At 68.6% G+C, this 22,383-nt stretch carries 25 protein-coding genes; 16 read left to right on the forward strand and 9 right to left on the reverse strand.

Features of this window, described 5'->3' with window-relative positions:
* Nucleotides 1–21: 21 nt before the first annotated feature.
* On the forward strand, nt 22–924 hold the full coding sequence (mmsB, locus tag FB547_RS18480; protein WP_145744724.1) for a 3-hydroxyisobutyrate dehydrogenase: 903 nt from the start codon (nt 22–24) through the stop codon (nt 922–924).
* 11 nt (nt 925–935) lie between these two features.
* Here the strand turns inward: mmsB and FB547_RS33360 are convergent, their stop codons facing one another.
* Entirely contained in the window at nt 936–1,091 is a 156-nt protein-coding gene (locus FB547_RS33360) for a hypothetical protein (RefSeq protein WP_186454202.1), read from the reverse strand.
* Nucleotides 1,063–2,358, reverse strand: coding sequence for an MFS transporter (locus FB547_RS18485; RefSeq protein WP_145744726.1), 1,296 nt, complete (start codon nt 2,356–2,358; stop codon nt 1,063–1,065). The genes FB547_RS33360 and FB547_RS18485 overlap by 29 nt, the downstream gene beginning before the upstream one ends.
* 159 nt (nt 2,359–2,517) lie before the next feature.
* Here FB547_RS18485 and gcvA point away from each other — a divergent pair, with 159 nt between their 5' ends.
* A complete protein-coding gene (gene gcvA, locus FB547_RS18490; protein ID WP_145744727.1) occupies nt 2,518–3,501 on the forward strand; it encodes a transcriptional regulator GcvA in 984 nt (327 codons plus the stop codon).
* On the opposite strand, the gene FB547_RS18495 is transcribed toward gcvA, so the two are convergent.
* Complete coding sequence (locus FB547_RS18495; RefSeq protein WP_145744730.1) at nt 3,402–3,842, reverse strand: hypothetical protein; 441 nt, start codon at nt 3,840–3,842, stop codon at nt 3,402–3,404. The genes gcvA and FB547_RS18495 overlap by 100 nt on opposite strands.
* 54 nt (nt 3,843–3,896) lie before the next feature.
* Nucleotides 3,897–4,823, reverse strand: a complete 927-nt coding sequence (locus FB547_RS18500; RefSeq protein ID WP_145744731.1) for a LysR family transcriptional regulator — start codon at nt 4,821–4,823, stop codon at nt 3,897–3,899.
* A gap of 102 nt (nt 4,824–4,925) precedes the next feature.
* Here FB547_RS18500 and metE point away from each other — a divergent pair, with 102 nt between their 5' ends.
* Together metE and FB547_RS18510 are read left to right on the forward strand one after the other, a co-directional pair.
* Nucleotides 4,926–7,271 (forward strand): 5-methyltetrahydropteroyltriglutamate--homocysteine S-methyltransferase, encoded by a 2,346-nt coding sequence (gene metE, locus FB547_RS18505; protein WP_145744733.1) that lies wholly within the window; start codon nt 4,926–4,928, stop codon nt 7,269–7,271.
* 40 nt (nt 7,272–7,311) lie between these two features.
* Nucleotides 7,312–8,178 (forward strand): hypothetical protein, encoded by an 867-nt coding sequence (locus tag FB547_RS18510; RefSeq protein WP_145744735.1) that lies wholly within the window; start codon nt 7,312–7,314, stop codon nt 8,176–8,178.
* Here FB547_RS18510 and FB547_RS18515 read toward each other — a convergent pair.
* The gene (locus FB547_RS18515; RefSeq protein ID WP_145744737.1) at nt 8,120–9,631 is read right to left on the reverse strand and encodes a short-chain fatty acyl-CoA regulator family protein; all 1,512 of its coding nucleotides are present in this window, start codon (nt 9,629–9,631) and stop codon (nt 8,120–8,122) included. The two genes, FB547_RS18510 and FB547_RS18515, sit on opposite strands and share 59 nt — an antisense overlap.
* Here FB547_RS18515 and FB547_RS18520 point away from each other — a divergent pair.
* The 5 genes from FB547_RS18520 (at nt 9,615) to FB547_RS18540 (ending at nt 14,190) form a co-directional block, all read left to right on the forward strand.
* Nucleotides 9,615–10,151: an acyl-CoA thioesterase gene (locus FB547_RS18520; RefSeq protein ID WP_307698037.1), complete on the forward strand. Its 537-nt coding sequence runs from the start codon at nt 9,615–9,617 to the stop codon at nt 10,149–10,151. The two genes, FB547_RS18515 and FB547_RS18520, sit on opposite strands and share 17 nt — an antisense overlap.
* Complete coding sequence (gene prpC, locus FB547_RS18525; protein ID WP_145744738.1) at nt 10,148–11,314, forward strand: 2-methylcitrate synthase; 1,167 nt, start codon at nt 10,148–10,150, stop codon at nt 11,312–11,314. Before FB547_RS18520 ends, prpC begins: the two co-directional genes overlap by 4 nt.
* Nucleotides 11,315–11,348: 34 nt before the next feature.
* Nucleotides 11,349–12,803, forward strand: a complete 1,455-nt coding sequence (locus tag FB547_RS18530) for a bifunctional 2-methylcitrate dehydratase/aconitate hydratase (protein WP_145744740.1) — start codon at nt 11,349–11,351, stop codon at nt 12,801–12,803.
* Nucleotides 12,804–12,805: 2 nt separating this feature from the next.
* The gene (locus FB547_RS18535) at nt 12,806–13,684 is read left to right on the forward strand and encodes an oxaloacetate decarboxylase (protein ID WP_145744742.1); all 879 of its coding nucleotides are present in this window, start codon (nt 12,806–12,808) and stop codon (nt 13,682–13,684) included.
* A 164-nt stretch (nt 13,685–13,848) separates the two neighbouring features.
* Nucleotides 13,849–14,190 (forward strand): alpha/beta hydrolase, encoded by a 342-nt coding sequence (locus FB547_RS18540; protein ID WP_145744744.1) that lies wholly within the window; start codon nt 13,849–13,851, stop codon nt 14,188–14,190.
* Nucleotides 14,191–14,294: 104 nt separating this feature from the next.
* Here FB547_RS18540 and FB547_RS18545 read toward each other — a convergent pair whose 3' ends face one another.
* Nucleotides 14,295–14,873, reverse strand: a complete 579-nt coding sequence (locus tag FB547_RS18545) for a DNA-3-methyladenine glycosylase I (protein ID WP_145744746.1) — start codon at nt 14,871–14,873, stop codon at nt 14,295–14,297.
* Nucleotides 14,874–14,938: 65 nt separating this feature from the next.
* Here FB547_RS18545 and FB547_RS18550 point away from each other — a divergent pair, with 65 nt between their 5' ends.
* From FB547_RS18550 to FB547_RS18580, 7 genes are all read left to right on the forward strand, one after another.
* A complete protein-coding gene (locus FB547_RS18550) occupies nt 14,939–15,415 on the forward strand; it encodes an NUDIX hydrolase (RefSeq protein WP_145744748.1) in 477 nt (158 codons plus the stop codon).
* Nucleotides 15,412–15,639, forward strand: coding sequence for a hypothetical protein (locus FB547_RS18555; protein WP_145744749.1), 228 nt, complete (start codon nt 15,412–15,414; stop codon nt 15,637–15,639). The genes FB547_RS18550 and FB547_RS18555 overlap by 4 nt, the downstream gene beginning before the upstream one ends.
* Nucleotides 15,636–16,169, forward strand: coding sequence for a DUF2867 domain-containing protein (locus FB547_RS18560; RefSeq protein WP_145744751.1), 534 nt, complete (start codon nt 15,636–15,638; stop codon nt 16,167–16,169). Before FB547_RS18555 ends, FB547_RS18560 begins: the two co-directional genes overlap by 4 nt.
* A gap of 127 nt (nt 16,170–16,296) precedes the next feature.
* Nucleotides 16,297–16,992: a DUF3348 domain-containing protein gene (locus FB547_RS18565; RefSeq protein ID WP_145744753.1), complete on the forward strand. Its 696-nt coding sequence runs from the start codon at nt 16,297–16,299 to the stop codon at nt 16,990–16,992.
* A complete protein-coding gene (locus tag FB547_RS18570; RefSeq protein ID WP_145744755.1) occupies nt 16,985–19,075 on the forward strand; it encodes a DUF802 domain-containing protein in 2,091 nt (696 codons plus the stop codon). Before FB547_RS18565 ends, FB547_RS18570 begins: the two co-directional genes overlap by 8 nt.
* Nucleotides 19,075–19,731, forward strand: a complete 657-nt coding sequence (locus tag FB547_RS18575; RefSeq protein ID WP_145744757.1) for an OmpA family protein — start codon at nt 19,075–19,077, stop codon at nt 19,729–19,731. The genes FB547_RS18570 and FB547_RS18575 overlap by 1 nt, the downstream gene beginning before the upstream one ends.
* A 7-nt stretch (nt 19,732–19,738) precedes the next feature.
* The gene (locus tag FB547_RS18580) at nt 19,739–20,383 is read left to right on the forward strand and encodes a DUF2894 domain-containing protein (protein ID WP_145745203.1); all 645 of its coding nucleotides are present in this window, start codon (nt 19,739–19,741) and stop codon (nt 20,381–20,383) included.
* A gap of 19 nt (nt 20,384–20,402) precedes the next feature.
* On the opposite strand, the gene FB547_RS18585 is transcribed toward FB547_RS18580, so the two are convergent.
* Genes FB547_RS18585 through FB547_RS18595 form a run of 3 tightly spaced genes read right to left on the reverse strand, consistent with a single transcriptional unit; the run spans nt 20,403 to nt 22,369 of the window.
* Nucleotides 20,403–20,717 (reverse strand): chaperone modulator CbpM, encoded by a 315-nt coding sequence (locus FB547_RS18585; RefSeq protein WP_145744759.1) that lies wholly within the window; start codon nt 20,715–20,717, stop codon nt 20,403–20,405.
* A 2-nt stretch (nt 20,718–20,719) separates the two neighbouring features.
* The gene (locus FB547_RS18590; protein ID WP_145744760.1) at nt 20,720–21,682 is read right to left on the reverse strand and encodes a DnaJ C-terminal domain-containing protein; all 963 of its coding nucleotides are present in this window, start codon (nt 21,680–21,682) and stop codon (nt 20,720–20,722) included.
* A gap of 45 nt (nt 21,683–21,727) precedes the next feature.
* On the reverse strand, nt 21,728–22,369 hold the full coding sequence (locus FB547_RS18595; RefSeq protein ID WP_145744763.1) for a histidine phosphatase family protein: 642 nt from the start codon (nt 22,367–22,369) through the stop codon (nt 21,728–21,730).
* Nucleotides 22,370–22,383 lie beyond the last annotated feature (14 nt).

Below are 22,383 nucleotides of genomic sequence, written 5' to 3' on the forward strand. Positions count from 1 at the left end.
CGAATACAACGGAGACATCAAATGAAAATCGCATTCATCGGCCTCGGCCACATGGGCGGACCCATGGCCCTGAACCTGCGCAAGGCGGGCTTTGCGGTCAAGGGCTTCGACCTGTCGGACGAGGCCTGCAAGAAATACGCGGCCGAAGGCCTGGCCATTGCCGCATCGGCCGCCGAATCGGTGGCCGATGCCGACGTGGTCATCAGCATGCTGCCGGCCAGCGCGCACGTGGAGGGCCTGTTCCTGGGCAGCGGCGGCAGCAAGCCTGGCCTGCTCGACAGCATCCGTGCCGGCACGCTCGTGATCGACAGCAGCACCATTGCCGCCGCCACCTCGCGCAAGGTGGCGGAGGCGGCTGCGGCCAAGGGCATCGCGATGATCGACGCGCCGGTTTCCGGCGGCACCGGCGGCGCGATTGCCGGCACGTTGACCTTCATGGTCGGCGGCGAGACCGACGACCTCGAACGTGCGCGCCCCGTGCTCGAGAAGATGGGCGCCAACATCTTCCATGCGGGCGGCATCGGCGCGGGCCAGACCGCCAAGATCTGCAACAACATGCTGCTCGGCATCCTGATGATCGGCACCTCGGAGGCGCTGGCGCTGGGCGTGGCCAACGGGCTCGATCCCAAGGTGCTGTCCGAAATCATGCGGCGCAGCTCGGGCGGCAACTGGGCGCTCGAAAAGTACAACCCGATGCCCGGCGTGATGGAAGCTGCGCCCGCATCGAAGAACTACGCGGGCGGCTTCGGCACCGACCTGATGCTCAAGGACCTGGGCCTCGCGCAGGAAAACGCCACCGCCGTTCGCGCTGCCACGCCGCTGGGCGGGCTCGCACGCAGCCTTTATGCGGCGCACAGCCTGGCGGGCCATGGCGCGCTCGATTTCTCGAGCGTGCTGAAGCTGCTGCAGAAGGCTTCGTCCTAGCGTCCCGGCTTCTAGCCGAACAGGGCGTCGCTGGCCCACAGAAGGCCCAGCACACCCACGAACAGCAGCAGGAACACGGCCCATGCGCGCGTGAACGCCTGCGTCTCCGTGATCTCGGCGGGAGCCGTTTCGGGCGGCTTAGGAGCGCTGGGCGTTTGTGGGTTCATTCCCGACTGTACCCCGCGCGCCCGGTTCTGCCGCCGTGCGCGTCTTCGACATGGCCAGCAGCACCCCGGCCGCGACCAGGTTGGCGCCGATGCTGGCGAGGATCGGCAGCAGGTAGCTGCGGCTGATGTCGAATGCGAAGCCCGCCGCGCTCGGGCCGACCAGGGTGCCGAAGGCCACGCTGGTGTACAGCACGCCCAGGATCGCGCCGATGCTGCGGCCGCCGAAGTAATCCATGACGAGGGCAGGCAGCAGCGCGACGAAGCCGCCGTAGAAAACGCCGTAGGCAAACGCGAACGCGGCCAGCCCCCAGAACCCGCCGGACACCGCCCACACCACCAGCGAAAGCGCCATGCCGCCCGACATCAGCGGCAGCGCCAGCTGCCGGCCCAGTCGATCGGCCAGCCCGCCAAGAAAAAATCGCCCCGCCGTGCTGCCGACGCCGATGGCGCCGAGCAGCAGCACGGCTGCGCTGGCCGACTGGCCGTGGTCGAGCGCGTAGGGCACGAGGTGGACGAAGGGAACGAACAGCCCGAACGAGCTGATCAGGCAGGCCGCATAGAGCCCGGCGAAGCGGCGCGACCTGATCGCGTCGCGCAACGTGGAGCCTGCGGGCAAGGCCGACGGTGCTTGCGGCTGCGGTGGATCGCCGTCGGGCCCGAGCCCGCGGTGGCGCGGATCGTCCTCGATCAGCAGCGCCATGCCGGCGCCCACCACCACGGCCATTGCGCCCAGCGCCAGGTAGGCGTGGCGCCATCCCAGCGCCTCGATGAGAAGCGAGGCCAGCGGCGGCATCACCAGCGTGCCCACGCCGATGCCGCTCACCGCCAGCCCCGAGGCGAATCCGCGCCGCCTGACAAACCAGCGCTGCACCGCGCCTAGCACCGGCACATAGGAGGCGCCGACGCCGAGCCCGACGCCCAGGCCGTAGGCCAGGCAAGCCTCGGTCAGGCTGCGCGCCTGTCCCGCGGCGGCCAGGCCCAGGCCGACCAGCACCATGCCCGCGACCGCCAGCCGCCGCGCACCCCACCGGTCCGCGAGCGGGCCACTGACCACACCCAGCCCGAAGTAGAGGAAGCCCGCGAGCGAGAACACCAGCGAGGCCGATCCGCGCGAGGCGCCGAAGTCGCGCTGCAGCGATTCGAGGAAGGCGCTGAAGGTGTAGGCGCTGCCGAAGCCCACGAGCGTGACGGCGAATGCGCCGGCCACCACGAACCAGCCGCGGAAAAGGCGTGTGCGTGGCGCTGAGCGGGAGGAGAAGGAGGTCAATGCGGGTTTCCAGTTTGCTCAGAATATCTATTGGTTGGAGAATGGGCTCCAGCGCGCAAGAGTGCTTCTTCTTCATGCGCCAGTGTGCGGATGCTCCTCTTTCCCGCACGGCCTTGCAAACCAGATTTTCTGAGGCAATCAGTTCAGCTCAGCTAAACGATGGAACACCAGCTCCCGCCGCTCAACGCGCTCCGCGCCTTCGAGGCGACCGCCCGCCATCTCTCGGTGAAGAACGCGGCCGACGAGCTGTGCGTGACCGCCGGCGCCGTCAGCCAGCTGATCAAGTCGCTGGAGCTGCACCTGGGCATTGCGCTGTTCCGGCGCGCGAACCGCGGCATCTTTCTGACCGATGCGGGCCAGGCCTACCTGCCGCCGGTGCGCAATGCCTTCCGGCAGATCAGCGACGCGACGCGCCGCATCGCCATGCCTGCGGAAACCGGCATCCTCACGGTGAGCACCACGCCGTTCTTCGCGTCCATGTGGCTGGTGCCGCGGCTCAAGAGCTTTCACGATGCGCATCCGGACATCGATCTGCAGGTGGTGAGCAGCACCGCGCTGGCCGATTTTTCGCGCGACGGTGTGGACGTGGCGATCCGCCATGGGCTCGGCCGCTATCCCGGCCTGATCAGCCACCGCGTGCTCACGGTGGAGATCGTTCCGGTTGCCGCGCCCGCGCTGGTTCGCAGCCTCGGGCCGCCCGCGGCACCGGCCGATCTCATGCGCTGGCCGCGCGTGAACGATGCCGAGCGCAAGGGCTGGGCCATGTGGTTCGAGGCGCAGGGCATCGATCAGGCCGCGCCGGTGCGCGGCCCGTCCTTCGATGATTCGGGCCTGTTGCTGAAGGCGGTGCTTGCGGGGCAGGGCGCGGGCTTGCTGCCGGCGGCGCTGGTGGCGGACGAGATGGCCGAAGGCCGGCTGGTCCAGCTGTCGGAAGCCGCGTGGCTCGAAGACTTTGCCTACTACCTCGTGTACCCCGAAGACAGCCGCCACAGGCCGAAGGTGGCCGCCTTCAGGGCATGGATGCTCGGCGCCGCGGGTGCCGGTCAGACCGCGGCAAGAAAGGCCTCGGCGTCGCCGGCTTCGCACTTCCAGTCGGCAAATACGCCCACGAGATTGCACGCGGTGCAGCGGCAGCCCAGGTAGTACCAGCGCACGTCGCTGCTGTCGCTGTAGAGCGCGACGCCCGACAGCAGCTCGAAGCTCTCGGCCGCGCAGACGCATTCATGGCCGCCGAACTCGGCCTCGTCCGCAAACTCCGCGCTGTCGCCCATCAGCTGAACCGTGCCGCAGGTCAGGCAGGTGCGCCGTGCGGCACCTGCGTCTTCGTCGGTCTCGAGCCTGAACGCGCGGTGGCCGCAGGCGCACACCGATTCCGCGAACCGGGTCGCCGGACAGGCGTTGGCCTTGCTGTAGCGCAGCAGTTCGGCTCGGGTGTCGTCCGGGCCGCTGCCATACCAGTACCTGCCCTTCTTCGTCAGTGCCATGGGAAGCTCATTCTGTTGTCGAATCGATGGCCATGATTCTGCTGCAGGGCCGCGTCAGAGCAGCTCGATGCCCGGCAGGCTCTTGAAGCAGCTCTCGCGCGTGATGCGCACGAAGTCCGCCAGCCACGGCTGGCCGGACGTGCCCTGCGTGCAGGCCATGTAGAGCCGCCCCGTGAGGCCCCGGGCGCCCACGCGCCGGGCCGTGACATAGCCGCGGTCCAGGTAGTTCTGCACCGCCCACAGCGGCAGGGTGGCCACGCCGCGGCCGCTCGCCACCAGCTGCAGCATCGCCACCGTGAGCTCGGTCGTGCGCCGGTGCGCAGGCGCCACGCCGGCCGGCGCCAGCACCTGGCGCACGATGTCGAGCATCTCGTCGGGCACGGGGTAGGTGATGAGCGTCTGGTCGGCAAAGTGGCGCGCCGTCAGATGCGGCTTGGCGACGAGCGCATGGTCGTTGGCGAGCAGCGCCACGATCTCGAAGCGGAACAGCGCGTGGTAGTCCACGGTCTCGTCGGGGTCCTGCTCGGAGACGATCGCCACCTCGGCGCGGTTCTGCATCACCAGCGCGATCGGGTCGGGATGAAAGCCCGAGACGATGTCCAGCTCGATCTCCGGCCAGCGCTGGCGGAAGGCATCCATGGCCGGCATCAGCCAGTCGAAGCAGGTGTGGCACTCGACCACGATGCGCAGCTGCCCGCTGCGGCCCAGCGCCAGCCGCGCCACGTCACGCTCGGCTTCTTCGACCAGCGGCAGCGCGGCATCGGCCAGCTGCAACAGCCGCAGCCCGGTGGTGCTGAACTGCGGCGGCACCGACTTGCGCTCGAAGAGCTGCGCGCCGTAGCGGTCTTCGAGCAGCTTGACCTGGTGCGACAGCGCCGACTGCGTGAGGTTCAGCAATTGCGCCGCGCGCACCAGGCTGCCGGTGTCGCGCAGCGCAACGAGCGTGCGCAGGTGGCGTATCTCGAGGATCGACTGCAACATGAATGATTTTCAAGCGAATGGGCAAAAGGTTTCGTTTGGATCATATGCCCCAAAGCCCGACCATTGCCGATTCTCAAAGATTCAGCGACCGGACCATCTGCAATGACCATCCGTACCCACATCCTCGGCTTTCCGCGCATGGGCGCCCACCGGGAACTCAAGTTCGCCCTCGAAAAGCACTGGCGCGGCGAGATCGACCACGCCGCGCTGGAAGAAGTTGGCGGCCAGCTGCGCGTACGCCACTGGCAGGCCCAGCGCGACGCCGGGCTCGACTACGTCACCGTCGGCGACTTCGCCTGCTATGACCACGTGGCCAACCACATCCAGCTCTTCGGCTGCGAGCCGGCGCGCTTCGGCTTCAAAGGCGACGAGCCCGAGCTGTCGCGCTATTTCAGGATGGCGCGCGGCGTGGAGGACGAGGCCGGCCATACGCACCAGGCTGGCTGCAGCCACGGCGCCGAGGGCACTTTCGCGCTGGAAATGACCAAGTGGTTCGACACCAACTACCACTACCTCGTGCCCGAGTTCACCGCGGCCACGCAGTTCAGGCTGGCCTCGACGCGGCTCTTCGACGAGGTGGCGCAGGCGCAGCAGGCCGGCCATGCGGTCAAGGCCGTGCTGCTCGGGCCGCTGAGCTTCCTGTACCTTGGCAAGGAGAAGCAAGAGGGCTTCGACCGCCTGTCGCTGCTCGATGCATTGCTGCTCGTGTACGAACAGGTGCTGAACCGGCTCAAGCAGCAGGGCGTCGAATGGGTGCAGATCGACGAGCCCATCCTCGGCCTGGACCTGCCCGATGCCTGGCGCAATGCCTTCGAGCGCGCCTACTGGCAACTGGCCCGCAGTGCGCCGAAGCTGCTGCTGGCGACCTACTTCTCGCCGCTGTCGGACAACCTGCGCCTCGCCTGCCAGCTGCCGGTGGCCGGCCTGCACGTGGACGCCGTGCGCGCGCCGCAGGAGCTGACGGGCGTGGCCGACTGGCTCGCCACGCACAAGGTGCTGTCGATCGGCATCGTCGACGGCCGCAACATCTGGCGCACCGACCCCGACGCGGCGCTTGCCGTGCTGCGCCCGGTGATCGACAAGCGGCGCGGCGAGCTCTGGATCGCGCCATCGTGCTCGCTGCTGCACGTGCCGTTCAGCCTGGCCGCGGAAGACAAGCTCGATGCGGAGCTCAAGTCGTGGCTCGCCTTCGCCGTCGAAAAGCTCGGCGAACTGCGCGTGCTGCGCGCCGTGCTCGACGGCCGCGAGGACTCGGTCGCGCAAGAACTCGAAGCCGCGCGCGCCGCGGTGGCCGCAAGGCGCAGCAGCCCGCGCGTGCACCGCGCCGACGTGGCGCTGCGGCTCGCCCGCAGCGTGGCCGGCGACGACCAGCGCGCATCCCCGTTCGGCCAGCGGCAGCGGGTGCAGCGCGCGCGCTTCGCATTGCCCGCGCTGCCCACCACCACCATCGGCTCGTTCCCGCAGACCAGGGAGATCCGCGCCGCGCGTGCCGCCTTCAAGCGCGGCGAGCTCGATGCGGCAGGCTACCGCGAGAAGATGCGCGCCGAAATCGCACTGGCCGTGCGCAAGCAGGAAGCGCTGGGCATCGACGTGCTGGTGCATGGCGAGGCCGAGCGCAACGACATGGTCGAGTACTTCGGCGAACAGCTCGACGGCTTTGCCTTCACCGCCAACGGCTGGGTGCAGTCATACGGCTCGCGCTGCGTGAAGCCGCCGGTCATCTTCGGCGACGTGGCGCGCCCTGCGCCGATGACGGTCGAATGGACCGCCTATGCGCAGAGCCTCACCAAGCTGCCGATGAAGGGCATGCTGACCGGCCCCGTCACCATCCTGCAATGGTCCTTCGTGCGCGACGACCAGCCGCGCAGCATCACCTGCGAGCAGATCGCCTGGGCGATCCGCGACGAGGTGGTGGACCTCGAGGGCGCCGGCATCGGCATCATCCAGATCGACGAGCCCGCGATCCGCGAAGGCCTGCCGCTGCGCCGCGCCGGCTGGCCGGCCTACCTGAAGTCGGCCACGCGCGCCTTCCGCATCAGCGCTTCGGGCGTGCGCGACGAGACGCAGGTCCACACCCACATGTGCTATTCGGAATTCAACGACATCCTGCCGGAAATCGCGGCCATGGATGCCGACGTGATCACCATCGAGACCAGCCGCTCCGACATGGAGCTGCTGCGGGGATTCGGCGGCGAGAACAATGCGGGGGGCTTCCGCTACCCGAACGAGATCGGCCCCGGCGTGTACGACATCCATTCGCCGCGGGTGCCCTCGGTGGACGAGATCGTGCGCCTGATGCGCAAGGCGGCCGGCGTGGTGCCGCTGGATAACCTCTGGATCAACCCTGATTGCGGCCTGAAGACCCGCGGCTGGCCGGAGACCGAGGCCGCGCTGTCGAACATGGTTGCGGCCGCGAAGCTGCTGCGCAAGGAACTGGCGGCCGCCTGAGGAGAGAGAAGCGGGCAGGGCGAGCGCCAATAATGGCGCCATGGTTGCCCTTTCAGTTTCACCAAGACGTTTCTTTCTCGCGCCTTTTTTTCTCCTGCTGCCGCTGCTGCTCGCACCCGTCATGGGCTGGGCGCAAGACCGCGCCCAGGCCCTGCTGCAGTTCGAGGGCGTGCAGGCGCGCTACCAGGCGGCTTATGCGCCGGGTGCCGTGTCGCGCGATGCGCGCCAGCTGCTGGAGCCTGCCGATCAGGCCATTGCCGACAAGGCGCTCAAGGCGTTGGACACGGCCGCTGCGCGATCTTTCGATGTGGCCGCGTCCGTTGCCGCCATCCAGCAGGAGGTGGCTGCTGCCGGCAAGGGCGGCGCGGCGCCGAGCCCGCAGGTGCAGGCCGCGGTGGCCCGGCTCTCGAAGTTGCGCACCGACTACGCCGCAATGGACGACACAGGCAAGATGGAGTTCTTCAACCGTGAACGAGCGAAGCCGGCCGATCCCGCGCGCACGGAACTGCTCGAGCGCATGGCCGTGGCCGACCTGCGCGAGGTCGATTTCTCGAGCCAGCTGCTGCTGAGCTCGGTCGTCAAGCAACTGGCGCGCGGCAACGCCGGACAGTTCACTTCGCTGCCGGACCGCACGCTCGACATGGCCGTCGACACGCTGTGGTCGCGCGGCGTCACATCGCCGCGCCCGCGCAACCTGCTGACGGTGGCACGCGAGTTCGAGAGGCAGGTCACGCAGGCGCTGCTCGCAGCGCTGCCCGATGCGGACGTGGCCGCCTTGCTCGCCTGGCGCAACGACCCGCAGGCCGCGGCCGAGCGCGAAGCCCTGGTGGGCAGCTACCGCGCCGAGGTCAAGGGGAGCGGCGCCGTGGCGATCCGGACGCTGGTGCGCGGCTGGCCGCGTTCCTGACGGCGGTGCGCGCAGTGGCGTACCTGTCGGGCGCCGCGGCATAGGGCATGAAGCGGCTCTGGTTCTCGTCCACGTCGAGCGGGCGCCCCACGAACGGAAAGGCGCGCTGCGGACAGGCCTCGCGCTCGCACACCTTGCAGCCCGCGCCGATGGGCGTCGGCACCTCGGGATCGCGCAGGTCCATGCCCTTGGAATAGACCAGCCGCGTGGCATGGCTGATGTCGCAGCCCAGCCCGATGGAAAAGGTCTTGTTGGGCGAACCATAGCCTCGGTAGCCGTGCGACACCGTGCGCGCGATCCAGAGGTAGGCGCGGCCGTCGGGCATGCGCGCGAGCTGCGTCAGCACGCGGCCGGGCTGCGCGAAGGCTTCGTACACGTTCCACAGCGGGCAGGTGCCGCCGGTCTTCGAGAAGTGGAAGTGCGTGGCCGATTGCCGCTTCGAGATGTTGCCCGCGCGGTCGACGCGGATCAGGAAGAAGGGCACGCCGCGCGCCTCGGGCCGCTGCAGCGAGCTCAGGCGATGGCAGATGGTCTCGAAGCCCACGCCGAAGCGCCGTGCGAGCTGGTCGATGTCGTAGCGCAGCTGCTCGGCCGCTTCAAGAAAGATGCCGTAGGGCAGCAACAACGCGGCAGCGAAGTAGTTGGCCAGGCCGATGCGCGCCAGCGAACGCGCGGTGTCGCTCGACAGCGGCGCCTCGGCCACGAGCTGGTCGATCATGCCGCCGAGTTCGAGGAACGCGAGTTGCGTTGCGAGCTGGAAGGCGTGCTGGCCCGGCTCCAGATGGCGCGAGAGCCGCAGCACGCGCGTGGCCGGGTCGAAGCGGCGTTGCGCGCCGCCCTCGTCATCCTCCGCCGGAATCACTTGCACGCCATGCGCGTCGAGCAGGCGATGCGCGAGCCGGTCGCCCGGATTGCCTTCGCGCAGCCGCCATTGCGCGGAGAAAGCCTCGGCGGCGTCGTCGAGCGGGGCGATGTGGTTCTGGTGTGCAAAGAAGAAGTCGCGCACCTCCTCGAAAGGCATCGGCCGCGCCTGCGGCATGCGTGCGAGATCACCGCGGCCGTCGCCGAGCTCGGCGGCCAGCGCTTCGAGCCGCTCCATGGCATCGCGGTGCCGCTGATGCAGTGCTACCAGCGCGCGGCCCACGGCCGGCATCTGCGTGGCCACTTCGCGCAGCTCGGCGAGCGCGACCGCATCGCCGCCCGGGTTGTCGGCCAGCGCCTCGCGCAGGCTGGCGACGAGCCGCGCCTCTTCGTCTTCCGAGAAGGCCTGGATGTCGACACCCAGTGTGGCGTGCAGGCGCAGCAGCACCGGCACGGTGAGCGGCCGCTGGTTCTGCTCGATCTGGTTCAGGTAGCTGGGCGACAGGCCGAGCTGCTGCGCCAGCGCGAGCTGGCTCAGGCCGCGCTCCTCGCGCAGGCTTCGCAGCCGCACGCCCATGAAGGTCTTCTTCATCGTTGATCCGTTCTTCGCAACATTCGCAAATCGATGGCGATCCGTTCGCAATCATTCGCCAATTCAGGTCTTCATTATGGGCACGATGTTGCGTAAATTGCGAATCATGCAGAACGCACGCGGCACTGTCCGTTTGATCGAGGTGGTGTTTCCGGAACACACCAACCACTACGGCACCTTGTTCGGCGGGCAGGCGCTGCAGCTGCTGTCGAAGGCGGCGTTCCTGTCGGGCCGCAGCTTCGTGCGCGGTGACGTGGTGATGGCGCGCTGCGGCGAGGTGCTGTTCCATGCGCCGGTGCGGCTGGGCAGCACGCTCGTGCTCGATACGCAGGTGTCGCGCGTGGGCCGCAGCTCGCTCACCGTGCGCGTGGCCGGCAGCGTGCAGGACGTGGCCACCGAGGCGCTCGTGCGTGTGCTTGACGGCGAATTCGAGATGGTGGCGGTGGATGCCGCCGGACGGCCGGTGCGGCTGGCGAATACGCCGCGCCTTCATGAAGAAACATTCGAGGAGACCGTATGACACTGGCCACAGAGAACCCGCCTGCCGCCGGCTTCAAGCCGAAGAAATCCGTCGCGCTTTCGGGCGTGGCCGCGGGCAACACCGCGCTGTGCACTGTGGGGCGCACCGGCAATGACCTGCACTACCGCGGCTACGACATCCTTGACATTGCCGATGTCTGCGAGTTCGAGGAAATCGCACACCTGCTGGTGCACGGCAAGCTGCCCAGCGCGTCGGAGCTGCGCGCCTACAAGAGCCGCCTAAAGGCCATGCGCGGCCTGCCCGCGAGCGTGAAGGAGGCGCTGGAGCGCCTGCCCGCCAGCGCCCATCCGATGGACGTGATGCGCACCGGCGTCTCCGCGCTCGGCTGCGTGCTGCCCGAGAAGGACGACCATTCGCTGCCGGGCGCACGCGACATCGCCGACCGGTTGATGGCGTCGCTCGGCTCGATGCTGCTCTACTGGTATCACTGGTCCACGCAGGGCCGGCGCATCGAGGTCGAGACCGACGACGACTCGATCGGCGCGCACTTCCTGCACCTGCTGCATGGCCGCGCGCCATCGGCGAGCTGGGAGCGGGCGATGCACACCTCGCTCAATCTCTATGCCGAGCACGAGTTCAACGCCTCGACTTTCACCGCGCGCGTGGTGGCGGGCACGGGCTCCGACGTGTATTCGGCCATCACCGGTGCCATCGGCGCGCTGCGCGGTCCCAAGCACGGCGGCGCCAACGAGGTGGCCTTCGAGATCCAGAAGCGCTACGACACGCCCGATGAAGCCGAGGCCGACATCCGCCGCCGCGTGGAAGCGAAGGAAGTCGTGATCGGCTTCGGCCACCCGGTCTACACCGTCTCCGATCCGCGCAATGCGGTCATCAAGCGGGTCGCGAAGCAGCTCTCCGACGAGGCCGGGTCCACGCGCATGTACGACATCGCCGAACGCATCGAAGGCGTGATGTGGGATGCGAAGAAGATGTTCCCGAACCTCGACTGGTTCAGCGCCGTGAGCTACCACATGCTCGGCGTGCCGACGGCCATGTTCACGCCGCTCTTCGTGATTGCGCGCACCAGCGGCTGGGCCGCGCACATCATCGAGCAGCGGCAGGACAACAAGATCATCCGGCCCAGCGCCAACTACACCGGGCCCGAAGACCTGATCTTCGTGCCCATCTCCGATCGCCGCTGAAAGCACCCGTCCCGTTTACCGCCACAGAAAAATCATGTCAGCTCACATCAGCAACGTCCGCCCCGAACCCGACCAGGTGCTGGTCGACATCGTCGACTACGTGCTTGCCCACCAGCAGATCACGAGCGCGCTGGCTTACGAGACCGCGCGCCACTGCCTGATCGACACGCTCGGCTGCGGCCTCGAGGCGCTCGAATACCCGGCCTGTACCAAGCTGCTCGGCCCGGTCGTGCCGGGCACGGTGGTGCCGCATGGCGCGAAGGTGCCCGGCACGCCGTACCAGCTCGACCCCATCCAGGCCGCCTTCAATATCGGCACGATGATCCGCTGGCTCGACTTCAACGACACCTGGCTCGCGGCCGAGTGGGGCCATCCGAGCGACAACCTCGGCGGCATCCTGGCCACGGCCGACTGGCTCAGCCGCAATGCGGTGGCCGTGGGGCGCCAGCCGCTCGTGATGCGCGACGTGCTTACCGCCATGATTCAGGCGCACGAGATCCAGGGCTGCCTGGCACTGGAGAATTCGTTCAACAAGGTGGGGCTCGACCATGTGGTTCTGGTGAAGGTGGCCTCCACTGCAGTGGTGGCGCGCCTGATGGGGCTGTCGCGCGACGAGATCGTCAATGCCGTGTCGCTCGCATGGGTCGACGGGCAGAGCCTGCGCACCTACCGCCATGCGCCCAACACCGGCAGCCGAAAGAGCTGGGCCGCGGGCGACGCCACCAGCCGCGCGGTGCGGCTCGCGCTCATCGCCAAGACCGGCGAGATGGGCTACCCGAGCGTGCTCACCGCGAAGACCTGGGGCTTCTACGACGTGCTGTTCAAGGGCCAGCCGTTCAAGTTCCAGCGCCCGTACGGCAGCTACGTGATGGAGAACGTGCTGTTCAAGATCAGCTTTCCCGCCGAGTTCCACAGCCAGACGGCGGTGGAGGCGGGCATGGCGCTGCATGCGCAGCTGCAGCAGTCCGGCAAGACGGTGGACGACATCCGGAAGGTGAGCATCCGCACGCACGAGGCCTGCATCCGCATCATCGACAAGAAGGGGCCGCTCGCCAACCCGGCCGACCGCGACCACTGCATCCAGTACATGGTGGCGGTGCCCATGATCTTCGGGCGTCTCACCGCCGCCGACTACGAGGACGGCGTGGCGAGCGACCCGCGCATCGATGCGCTGCGCGACAAGATCGTGTGCGTGGAAGACCCGCGCTTCACGGCCGACTATCACGACCCCGAGAAGCGCAGCATCGCCAATGCGCTGACCGTGGAGTTCAAGGACGGCACCAGCTTTGCGGAGGTCGCGGTCGAATACCCGATCGGCCACAAGCGCCGCCGCGCCGAAGGCATTCCGCTGCTCGAAGCCAAGTTCCGTACCAACCTGGCGCGCCGCTTCGCGCAGAAGCAGCAAGAGGCCATCCTCGGCGTGTCGCTCGATGCGAGGAAGCTCGAGGCCATGCCGGTGCACGAGTACGTGGATCTGTACGCCGCATGACCATGACCCAAGACAACGAGTCGCCGAAGAAGACCCTGCGCCGCCTGGCCGAGGCGCGCCGCGGCGTGCTGGTGCCGGGCGCGTTCAATGCGCTGTCGGCCCGCGTGATCGAGGACCTGGGCTTCGAGGCCATCTACGTCACCGGTGCCGGCGTCACCAACATGCACTTCGGCCTGCCCGACCAGGCCTTCATGGGCCTGCACGACATCGCGGAGCACACCGCGCGCATCCGCGATGCGGTGAACCTGCCGCTGCTGGTCGATGCCGACACCGGCTTCGGCAACGCGCTCAACGTGCGGCATGCGGTGCGCGTGCTCGAGCGCGCGGGGGCCGACTGCATCCAGCTCGAGGACCAGGTCAGCCCCAAGCGCTGCGGCCATTTCGCCGGCAAGGCGGTGATCGACACCGCAGAGATGCTGGGCAAGATCAAGGCCGCGGTCGATGCGCGCACCGACGCCGGCATGCTCGTCATGGCCCGCACCGACGCGGCGGCCGTGCACGGCTTCGAGGCGGCCATCGAACGTGCGCAGCAGTTCAGCGAGGCCGGTGCCGACATCCTGTTCGTCGAGGCCGTGACCTCGGCCGACGAAGTGCGCGCCATGCCGCGGCTTCTGGACAAGCCGCAGCTCATGAACATGGTGATCGGCGGCAAGACGCCCACCTTCGGCGCCGAAGAACTGGGCGCGCTCGGCTATGGACTGGTGCTGTACGCCAATGCCGCGTTGCAGGGCGCAGTGGCTGGCATGCAACGTGCATTGACCGTGTTGCGCGATACTCGCCGCCTCGACGAAGACCCATCGCTCGTGGCTTCGTTTGCCGAACGGCAGCGCCTCGTCGGCAAGCCCGCGCTCGACGAGCTAGAGAAAAAATACGCAGGTTGAGCCAAATTTCTTGAGGAAAGTGTGGACTTTGGCGCTCACGTCAAAAAGTTCCCCGTTATTGTTTCAGTTTCATGAACACTGCGATTCGGTTTGGCTAGGGTTTTCCCTTGTCATCCTGGTGCAAACTTCAGGGCATCCAAAGCCCAATCAAGAAGGAAATTGAAATGAAGACCTCGAACATCCTCGCCGCCGCCGCTCTGTCCCTGCTCGCCGCTGCCGGCGCCCACGCAGAAACCTACGAAGGCGTGCAGCCCCTGACCTCCGGCTACAGCCGCGCCGACGTGGCTCCCCAGGCCGCTGCCGCTGCCCGCGAAGGCAACGTCTACAGCGACGCCGCTTCGTCCACCGTGGCGCCCGTGCTGGCTGCTTCGACCGACCGCGCCGCAGTCCGCAGCGAAGCTGTTGCTGCCGCTCACGCGCCCGGCCAGAACCTGCGCCGCGAAGCTTTCGCCGGCAGCGTGGTTCCCTCGCAGGCACGCACTTTCACGCGCCAAGCCGGCCTGTAAGAAGGCGGGCACAAGAGAAGAGACGGCGGCATCGCCCGCGCGTCTTTCCTCTGCAGTAAAAAAGCCGGACGGCGCCCCAGGTGCCGTCCGGCTTTTTTGCGTTTTCAGCGCTGCCGCGGCGCGGCGTGGTGGCAGAAGCACTCGGGTGCGTGGTCGTCCACGATGCCGGTGGCCTGCATCCATGCATAGACGATCACCGGCCCCACGAATTTGAAGCCGCGCTTCTTCAGGGCCGCCGACATCTGTTCCGAAAGCGGCGTCTTGGTCGGCACTGCGCCGGTCCTGCTGTTGACGATGGGCTTGCCGCCGGCCATGCCCCAGACGAATTCCGAAAAATCCTCGCCCGCGGCCTGCATCGCCAGATAGGCGCGGGCATTGCCGATGGTGGCCTCGATCTTGGCGCGCGAGCGCACGATGCCCGCGTCCAGCATCAGACGGTCGACGTCGGCCGTGGTGAACCGTGCCACCTTTTCGGGCACGAAGCCCTCGAATGAAGCACGGAACGCATCGCGCTTGCGCAAAATCGTGAGCCACGAGAGGCCCGCCTGGAAGCCGTCGAGCATGAGCTTTTCCCACAGCGCGCGGCTGTCGCGCTCGGGCACGCCCCATTCGGCGTCGTGGTAGGAGGCCAGCAGCGGATCGCTCTGGGCCCAGGTGCAGCGGGGCTTGGTCTCTGGGGTCATCTGGTTGCGGGTTTCGTTCTTCGGCAGGGGGTGCTTCGGACTTTAACCACCGATACTCGAGCCTCATGATTTCAGTCCATCTCCACGGCCAGCGCTTTCAGGTGCGGGCCGCCGCGGTCATCCTTCATGCGGGCCACGCGCTCCTTCACCGCGCGCCGGGCGACGACTACTGGGCCTTGCCGGGTGGCAGGGTCGAAGTCGGCGAAGAGGCCTCGGCCACGATCGTGCGGGAGATGAGGGAAGAGCTTGGCGAAGAAGTCGAATGCGGCCGGCTTCTTCATGTGGCGGAGAACTTCTTCGACCTCGCGGGCCGGCGCAACCACGAGATCGGGTTCTATTTTCTCGTCTCGCTGGCCGAGGATTCGCCCCATCTCGACAAGGCGCGAAGCTACCGCGGCATCGAGAGCCACCTGGATCTGGAATTCCGCTGGTTCCCGATCTCGGAGCTGGCGGCCGTCAACCTGCGGCCGACCTTTCTCCCGGCCTCGCTGGCGGCCGATCCGCTGGCCTTCTCGCACGCGGTTCAGCGTGAATACCCATGAGCGGCGAGCGCTATCTGTTCAACGTGTTCGGCCAGGTCATGGCCATTGAAAGAGCCGCGGACCGCTGGGAGAGCTACTTGACGGGGCCCGACGGCAAGCGCCGCAGGATCCAGCTGGCAATTCCATCCGACGTCCCACGCGCCGAGCTTTCGCAGTATCTCTACGACATCTATCACGAGCAGGCGACGCCGACCAACGGCGATGTGTTCGAGATCTTGCAATGACAAACCACCATCGGCTGCACAGTTCCCGCCGCGAGGCGCTGCCCCCGGGCGCGCGCGTGGCCGGCCTCTATCGCGGCGCCTTTCTGGCCGACGCCTTCGCCATCGACCTGCCTCAGGGCGCCACCCGCGACGTGCTGGCGCTGGCGCGCTTCACTTTCGAGCGTCCCGCTCCCTGGGTCAACGCGCTGTTGGCGCTGCGCGACCGCTTGGTCGGCGGCTTCGGCCTCAAGACGGCCAGCGCGCTGCGCGCCGGCACGCCGGACGGTGCGCCGCGCGTCGGCATCTTTCGCATCTACGAAACGCATGCCAACGAGGTGGTGCTCGGCGAGGACGACCGGCACCTGGATTTCCGCGTTTCGGTGATGCGCTCCGTGGCGGGGGATTCGCTCACTGCCGTCACGGTGGTGCACTGCCACAACCTCTTCGGCCGCAACTACATCCGGCTGATCGCGCCGTTCCACCGGATGGTGGTGCGTTCTGCGCTCGAACGCGCGGCGCGCTCAGGCTGGCCTGCGGAAGCGGCGGTCTGAATCCAACGGAACGCCTGGTTACCGCCTGGAACGTTTGCTTGAACTTTCCCTCCCGGCAGCAGCCGTGGAGCGGGGAGGCCAAGGAGAGCCGCCGGTGTAGACTGCCAGGTTTTTCGTTCTGGCGGGTATGGCGCAAGTTTCACAGCGCACAGTTTTCAACGGCTCGGCGCTTGTTCGCTTGCTTTCCCGGCTGACCGAGGTCGACGTCCGCGAACCCCGGCAGGCCACCGCGGATCGATTGAGCCAATGGTTCGGCTGGACCGACGCCATCTCGCTGTCGGCCGCGCTGGACGGCGCCGTGGCGGCGGCTGCGCCTTCGCGCGCACGGGCTTCCGCGAGCGCCGAGGAGCGCGAATGCGTGCGTGCGCGGTCCGCGTTGGCCAAGGCGGTGGCCGAAGACGGCGCTGTCGCGGCGGCCGTTGATTTCACGCCGTTTCGCCGCCGCCATCTCACGCTGCAACAGGCCATGGAAGCAGGCATCGGCCCGCTGCGCGGCCGTTTGCGGGCGCTGCTGGCGGCCAGGTCGCCGGCCATGGCGCGGCTTGCGGCGGTGGACGTGGTGATGGAGCAGGTGCTGGCTGCGCGCGAGCACAGCCTGCTCGCGGCCGTGCCCGCGCTGCTCGAAAAGCATTTCACGCGCCTGCGCCAGGCCAGCCCGGAGACGGTGGGCGAACCCGGCAGCGAGGCAGAGGCCGGCGAGTGGCTGCATGTGTTCCGCAAGGACATGAAGAACGTGCTGCTCGCCGAACTCGATTTCCGATTTCAACCGATCGAAGGACTGCTCGAAGCCCTTCGCATGAGGCCACCAGAGTGCCATGAATAGATTTCTTCACTACGCTGTTTTTGCTGCGGGCCTGGCCGTCGTCTGCTGGGTCGGGGCCGGATACGTCGGCTCGCACACGCTGGCGCTCGCCGTCACGATGCTGGTCGGCGCGTTCTACCTGATGGGCGCGCTGGAACTGCATCGCTTCCAGCAGGCCACCGCCACCTTGTCGCGCGCCGTGGCGGATCTTTCCGACCCGCCCTCGAGCCTGGGCGCCTGGCTCGACCGGCTGCATCCCACGCTGCGCAATGCGGTGCGCCTTCGCATCGAAGGCGAGCGCGTGGGCCTGCCGGGGCCGGCGCTCACGCCGTACCTGGCCGGACTGCTGGTGCTGCTGGGCATGCTGGGCACTTTCCTCGGCATGGTGGTCACGCTGAACGGCACCGGCATGGCGCTGGAAAGCGCGACCGACCTGCCGGCCATCCGCGCCTCGCTGTCGGCGCCCGTGAAGGGCCTGGGGCTGGCGTTCGGCACCTCGGTGGCCGGCGTGGCCGCCTCCGCGATGCTGGGGCTGGCCTCGGCGTTGTGCCGGCGCGAGCGGCTGCAGGCCGGGCAGATGCTCGACAGCAGGATCGCCACCACGCTGCGCGCCTACTCGCTGGCCCACCAGCGCGAGGCCTCGTTCCAGCTGCTCGAACAGCAAGCCCACCAGATGCCGCGGCTGGTCGACCAGCTGCAGGCCATGATGGCGGCGATGGAGCGGCAGAGCCAGGCCCTGAATGAGCGCCTTGCCGCCGGCCAGGCGCAGTTCCACACCAAGGCCGAGGCCGTGTATGCCGGGCTGGCCTCTTCGGTCGACCAGTCGCTCAAGCAGAGCCTGAGCGAAAGCGCGCGCATCGCGGGCGCGACGATCCAGCCGGTGGTCGAGGCCACCATGGCGGGCATCGCGCGCGAGACGGCCTCGCTGCACGACACCGTCGCGCGCACCGTGCAGCAGCAGCTCGACGGGCTTTCGAGCCGCTTCGAGGCGGCCACCGCCAGCGTGGCAGGCACCTGGCAGGCTGCGCTCGCCGAGCACCAGCGCACCTCCGAGGCGCTGTCGAGCGACCTGCGCGCTTCGCATGACCGCTTTGCCGAAACCTTCGAGCAGCGCTCGGCCTCGCTGGTGGAGGGCGTCTCGGCCCGGCTCGAAGGCACGGCGGCCGGCGTGTCCGACACCTGGAGCAGCGCACTCGCGCAGCACCAGCGCGTCAGCGAAAAGCTGTCGCAGGAGGCGCAGCAGTCGCTTGCGGCGGCGGCAGCCGGCTTCGAGCAGCACTCGGCCTCGCTGCTGCGCACGGTGGAACAGGCGCATGCCGCGCTGCAGGCCGATATCGCAGCGCGCGACGAGCAGCGGCTGTCGGCCTGGACGCAAGCGCTGGCGACCGTGTCCGCGTCGCTGCAGCAGCAGTGGCAGCAGGCGGGCGCATACACGGCGAGCCAGCAGCAGCAGCTCTTCGACGCGCTCGCGCAAACCGCGCGCGACATGTCGACCCAGGCCGAGGCGCATGCGAAGAACACGGTCGGCGAGATCGCCCAACTGCTGCAGGCCGCCTCGGAAGCGCCGCGGGTGGCCGCCGAAGTGGTGGCCGAGCTGCGCCAGAAGCTGTCCGACAGCATGGCGCGCGACAACGCGATGCTGGAAGAACGCAGCCGCATCATGGAAACGCTGGGAACCCTGCTCGATGCCGTGAACCACGCCTCCACCGAGCAGCGCTCGGCGGTCGATGCGCTGGTGGGTGCATCGGCGGACGTGCTGGACCGCGTGGGCAGCCGCTTCACCGAGAAGGTCGACGAGGAAACCGGCAAGATGGCCGCGGTCGCCGCGCAGATCACCGGCAGCGCCGTTGAAGTGGCCAGTCTGGGCGAGGCCTTCGGCTTTGCCGTGCAGCTCTTCAGCGAGTCGAACGACAAGCTGGTGGCCCACCTGCAGCGCGTCGAAGGGGCGCTCGGCAAGTCCATCGCGCGCAGCGACGAGCAGCTGGCGTACTACGTGGCGCAGGCGAGGGAAGTCATCGACCTGAGCATCATGTCGCAGAAGCAGATCGTCGAAGACCTGCAGCAGATCGCGGGCCGGCAGGCCGCCGTGGGCAGCGAGGCGTGATGCGGGACGATCTCGACGCCGGCCTGGAGCCGAGCGTGCCGGTGTGGGCGGTCTTCGGCGACCTGATGTCGGGGCTGGTGGGGGCCTTCGTGCTGATTCTCGTGGGGGCGCTCGGCATGCAACTGGACCTGGCGGCGAAGCTGCAGGCCGAAGTGCAGCAGCGCCAGGCCGAGACGCAGCGCCGCGAGGCGCTCGAGCAGGCGCTGGCCGGGCCGCTCGCGGCGGGCCGGGTCACGCTGAACAACGGGCGCATCGGCATCAGCGGCAGCGTGCTGTTCGCCTTCAACTCGGCCGACCTGCAGCCCGAAGGCCGGCAGGTGCTCAAGAGCCTGGCCGCGCCCGTGGCCACGTACCTGCGCGCGCGCGACGAGGTGCTGATGGTGAGCGGCTTCACGGACGACCGGCAGATGCGGCAGTCGAAGGACGGCAACCGTCCGTTCGCCGACAACTGGGAGCTCTCGGCCCAGCGCGCATTGACGGTGACGCGGGCCTTGATCGAGGAGGGCGTTCCGTCGTCATCGGTGTTTGCCGCGGCCTTCGGCTCCGAGCAGGCCGTGGCATCCAATGCCGATGCCGAAGGGCGGGCGAAGAACCGGCGTGTCGAAATGGCGCCCACGCCGCGGCAGGCTGGCGCCGGCACCAAGTCCCGTGAGTAGCAGCAGCATCGATCCCGCCGCAGTGCTCGACGCCTGGCGCGCGCAGGGCGGGCATCGCCGGGATCCCGTGCGCTTTCGCTTCATCGAGGCGCTCGCGAGGCGGGCGGCCGCCCATGAGGGCGATGCGCGGCGCATCCTCGACGAGCGGCTGGCCGTGCTGCTCGCGGCGTATCGCGGGAATCTCGAAGAGGCTCGGCACGCGGACGGCCTTCCGGCGGTTCGCGATGCGAGCGCGAAACAGGCGGCCCGGCTTCCCCGCGGCCCGCTCGCGGAGCTCGTGGAGCACATGGCGCGGCAGGCGCCGCCGCAAGGCGATGATGGCGCGGCGGCCGATGACGCCGCACCCGCCACCCCCGAGCTCAAGACGCTGCGCTACTTCAGGAGCACCTGGTCGCGGCTCAGCGCCGACCGGCGGCTGACGCAGTCGCTGGCCAAGGTGCCGGAAAATGCGGGCCCGCTGAATTCGCACCACCTGGTGCACCGGTCGCTCATGCTGATGCACGAGCTTTCGCCGGAATACCTCAACCGATTCATGTCGTACGTCGACACCCTGCTGTGGGTCGATCAGCTGAATGGCAGCAATGGCCCGGCCGCCGCGAATGCGCCGCGCGCCGAAGGCCCGAAGAAAAACGCGCGCGGCAAATCCGGCTGATCTGCGCTTTGCGGGGTGGCTAGCGAAGCCCGTGCGCGCGGATCACCGCCTTGAGCCGCCGCACCTCGTGCTGCAGGTCGAGGATCAGCGCGGCGGCGTCGAGGCCGACGCCAAAGTCGCGCTCCAGGCGGCGCGCCTCGAGCGCGCATTGCAGGTCGGTGCTGGAGAAGCGCCAGTGCTCGGGCGGCGCTTCGACCGCGGCGATCTGCACGATGCCCACCTCGACGAGCTGCACCACCCACTCGGTATCGGCGCCGCAGGCATGGGCCAGCTCGCTGGCGGCGAGCGGCTGCGAGGCGCTGATGGCTGTGGTTGTCACGGAAACGGTCGCCATGCTCACACTCCCAGATGCTGGCGTGGGTTGAACGAAGCGGACGCCTGCGCCAGCTGCTCGTAGGCCTTGCGCGCGGCCTCGCTGTCGGCCGGTGGCAGGGCGATGTCGAGCAGCAGGTACAGGTCGCCGGGCTGCTTGCCGGCCAGCCCGCGGCCCTTGAGCCGCAGCTTGAGGCCGCTGCGCGCGTTGCGCGGCACGGTCACCTCGACCACGCCGCCGGTGGGCACGGGCACCTTGACCTGCGCGCCGAGCGCGGCCTCGGTCGGCGTGACGGGCAAGGTCATGTAGAGGTCGCGTTCCTCGATGCGGTAGAGCCGGTGCGGCGCGATGCGCACTTCCAGGTAGAGGTCGCCCGCGGGTTCGCCGCCATGGCCCGGCATGCCCTGGCCGGCGAGACGGATGAACTGCCCCGGATGCACGCCGGGCGGGATCTTGACGCTCAGCGTGCGCGTCTTGAAGGTGGGCCGGCCCTGCGCGTCGAGTTCCTGTGCGCGCAGCGTGATCTCGCGCTCGGCGCCGTTGAGCGCATCCTCGAGCGCGATCTCGATGGCCGCGTGATGGTCCTCGCCGCGGGCGCGGTAGTTGCGCCTTGCCGCGCCGCGCCGCTCGGCCTCGCCGAACAGCGACGAAAAGAACTCGCTGAAGTCGGCATGGTCGGCCGGGCCCTGGTTCGGGCCGCGGTGGAATTCGAAGCCCGTGTCCCAATCCGGTGGCGGCTGGAAGTCGCCCTGGGGATGGCCGCCGCGCGCCACGCGGTCGGCCAGCGCGTCGTAGGCGGCGCGCTTTTCCTTGTCGCGCAGCACGTCGTTGGCTTCGTTGATGTCGCGCATGCGCTTCTCGGCGTCCGGCTCCTTGCTGACGTCGGGGTGGTACTTGCGCGCGAGCTTGCGGTAGGCCTTGCGCACGTCCTCTTCGGACGCAGTGCGGTCGATGCCCAGGGCGCTGTAGTAGTCCTTGAATTCCATGCTTTTCGGTGGTGTGGATGCCGAACGGTACGCCTGCCGGCCGCTTCAGGCCAGGCTCGAGCCGCCGTCGGCATGCCGCAGCAGCGGCGTCACGGTCCATGTGGGGCCGCTGCGCGAGAAACGCAATGGCTGCGCATTGCCGAGCAGGGCCAGGTCGATGGGCAGGCCGATCAGCGCGGCCAGTGCGTAGAGCGTGCCTCCGTGTGCCACCACCAGCACCGGCGCGGGTTGCGCCAGCGCTGCGTCCAGCGCCAGCCGCTTGCGGGCCACGAACTGGGCCAGGGTTTCGCCGCCCTCGGGCTCGCAGGCCCAGTCGATCTCGGCCGACGAGGTGCCGATGAGCGCGCCGAAGTTGCGCTCGCGCAAGGCCGCCTGCGGCGTGGGCACAAGGCGAAGCACGGTGGCCACGGCATGCGCCGTGTCGTGCGCGCGGCGGGCGTCGCTGCAGACGATGGTGCGGATCGGCTCGCCCGCCAGCAGCTGGGCGGCGCGCGCGGCCTGCTGCAGGCCGAGTTCGCTCAGCGGCTCGTCCACGGCCTGGAAGATGCGCTGCGCATTGCGGCCGGTCTGGCCGTGGCGCAGGAAGTAGAAATGGTCGCAGGCCGGTGCCAGCGGCTGCTCGGCGGCGATGCGGACCAGCTGGTCGAGGCCGGTCGCCGCGCCGTGGGGGAAGGGTGCTTTTGACATGGGATGGGTGCGGT

Source organism: Variovorax beijingensis (assembly GCF_007828835.1).
GTDB lineage: Bacteria > Pseudomonadota > Gammaproteobacteria > Burkholderiales > Burkholderiaceae_C > Variovorax > Variovorax beijingensis_A.

Coding starts and splice junctions, on each gene's coding strand:
- FB547_RS18560 (WP_145744751.1), top strand. CDS start 15,636: ATGACAAACCACCATCGGCTGCACAGTTCCCGCCGCGAGGCGCTGCCC.
- FB547_RS18530 (WP_145744740.1), top strand. CDS start 11,349: ATGTCAGCTCACATCAGCAACGTCCGCCCCGAACCCGACCAGGTGCTG.
- FB547_RS18585 (WP_145744759.1), bottom strand. CDS start 20,717: ATGGCGACCGTTTCCGTGACAACCACAGCCATCAGCGCCTCGCAGCCG.
- mmsB (WP_145744724.1), top strand. CDS start 22: ATGAAAATCGCATTCATCGGCCTCGGCCACATGGGCGGACCCATGGCC.
- FB547_RS18545 (WP_145744746.1), bottom strand. CDS start 14,873: ATGACCCCAGAGACCAAGCCCCGCTGCACCTGGGCCCAGAGCGATCCG.
- FB547_RS18595 (WP_145744763.1), bottom strand. CDS start 22,369: ATGTCAAAAGCACCCTTCCCCCACGGCGCGGCGACCGGCCTCGACCAG.
- FB547_RS18575 (WP_145744757.1), top strand. CDS start 19,075: ATGCGGGACGATCTCGACGCCGGCCTGGAGCCGAGCGTGCCGGTGTGG.
- FB547_RS18555 (WP_145744749.1), top strand. CDS start 15,412: ATGAGCGGCGAGCGCTATCTGTTCAACGTGTTCGGCCAGGTCATGGCC.
- FB547_RS18510 (WP_145744735.1), top strand. CDS start 7,312: ATGGTTGCCCTTTCAGTTTCACCAAGACGTTTCTTTCTCGCGCCTTTT.
- FB547_RS18570 (WP_145744755.1), top strand. CDS start 16,985: ATGAATAGATTTCTTCACTACGCTGTTTTTGCTGCGGGCCTGGCCGTC.
- FB547_RS18565 (WP_145744753.1), top strand. CDS start 16,297: ATGGCGCAAGTTTCACAGCGCACAGTTTTCAACGGCTCGGCGCTTGTT.
- FB547_RS18520 (WP_307698037.1), top strand. CDS start 9,615: ATGAAGGTCTTCTTCATCGTTGATCCGTTCTTCGCAACATTCGCAAAT.
- FB547_RS18515 (WP_145744737.1), bottom strand. CDS start 9,631: ATGAAGAAGACCTTCATGGGCGTGCGGCTGCGAAGCCTGCGCGAGGAG.
- FB547_RS18540 (WP_145744744.1), top strand. CDS start 13,849: ATGAAGACCTCGAACATCCTCGCCGCCGCCGCTCTGTCCCTGCTCGCC.
- FB547_RS18590 (WP_145744760.1), bottom strand. CDS start 21,682: ATGGAATTCAAGGACTACTACAGCGCCCTGGGCATCGACCGCACTGCG.
- FB547_RS18500 (WP_145744731.1), bottom strand. CDS start 4,823: ATGTTGCAGTCGATCCTCGAGATACGCCACCTGCGCACGCTCGTTGCG.
- FB547_RS18495 (WP_145744730.1), bottom strand. CDS start 3,842: ATGGCACTGACGAAGAAGGGCAGGTACTGGTATGGCAGCGGCCCGGAC.
- FB547_RS18550 (WP_145744748.1), top strand. CDS start 14,939: ATGATTTCAGTCCATCTCCACGGCCAGCGCTTTCAGGTGCGGGCCGCC.
- metE (WP_145744733.1), top strand. CDS start 4,926: ATGACCATCCGTACCCACATCCTCGGCTTTCCGCGCATGGGCGCCCAC.
- gcvA (WP_145744727.1), top strand. CDS start 2,518: ATGGAACACCAGCTCCCGCCGCTCAACGCGCTCCGCGCCTTCGAGGCG.
- FB547_RS33360 (WP_186454202.1), bottom strand. CDS start 1,091: ATGAACCCACAAACGCCCAGCGCTCCTAAGCCGCCCGAAACGGCTCCC.
- FB547_RS18535 (WP_145744742.1), top strand. CDS start 12,806: ATGACCCAAGACAACGAGTCGCCGAAGAAGACCCTGCGCCGCCTGGCC.
- prpC (WP_145744738.1), top strand. CDS start 10,148: ATGACACTGGCCACAGAGAACCCGCCTGCCGCCGGCTTCAAGCCGAAG.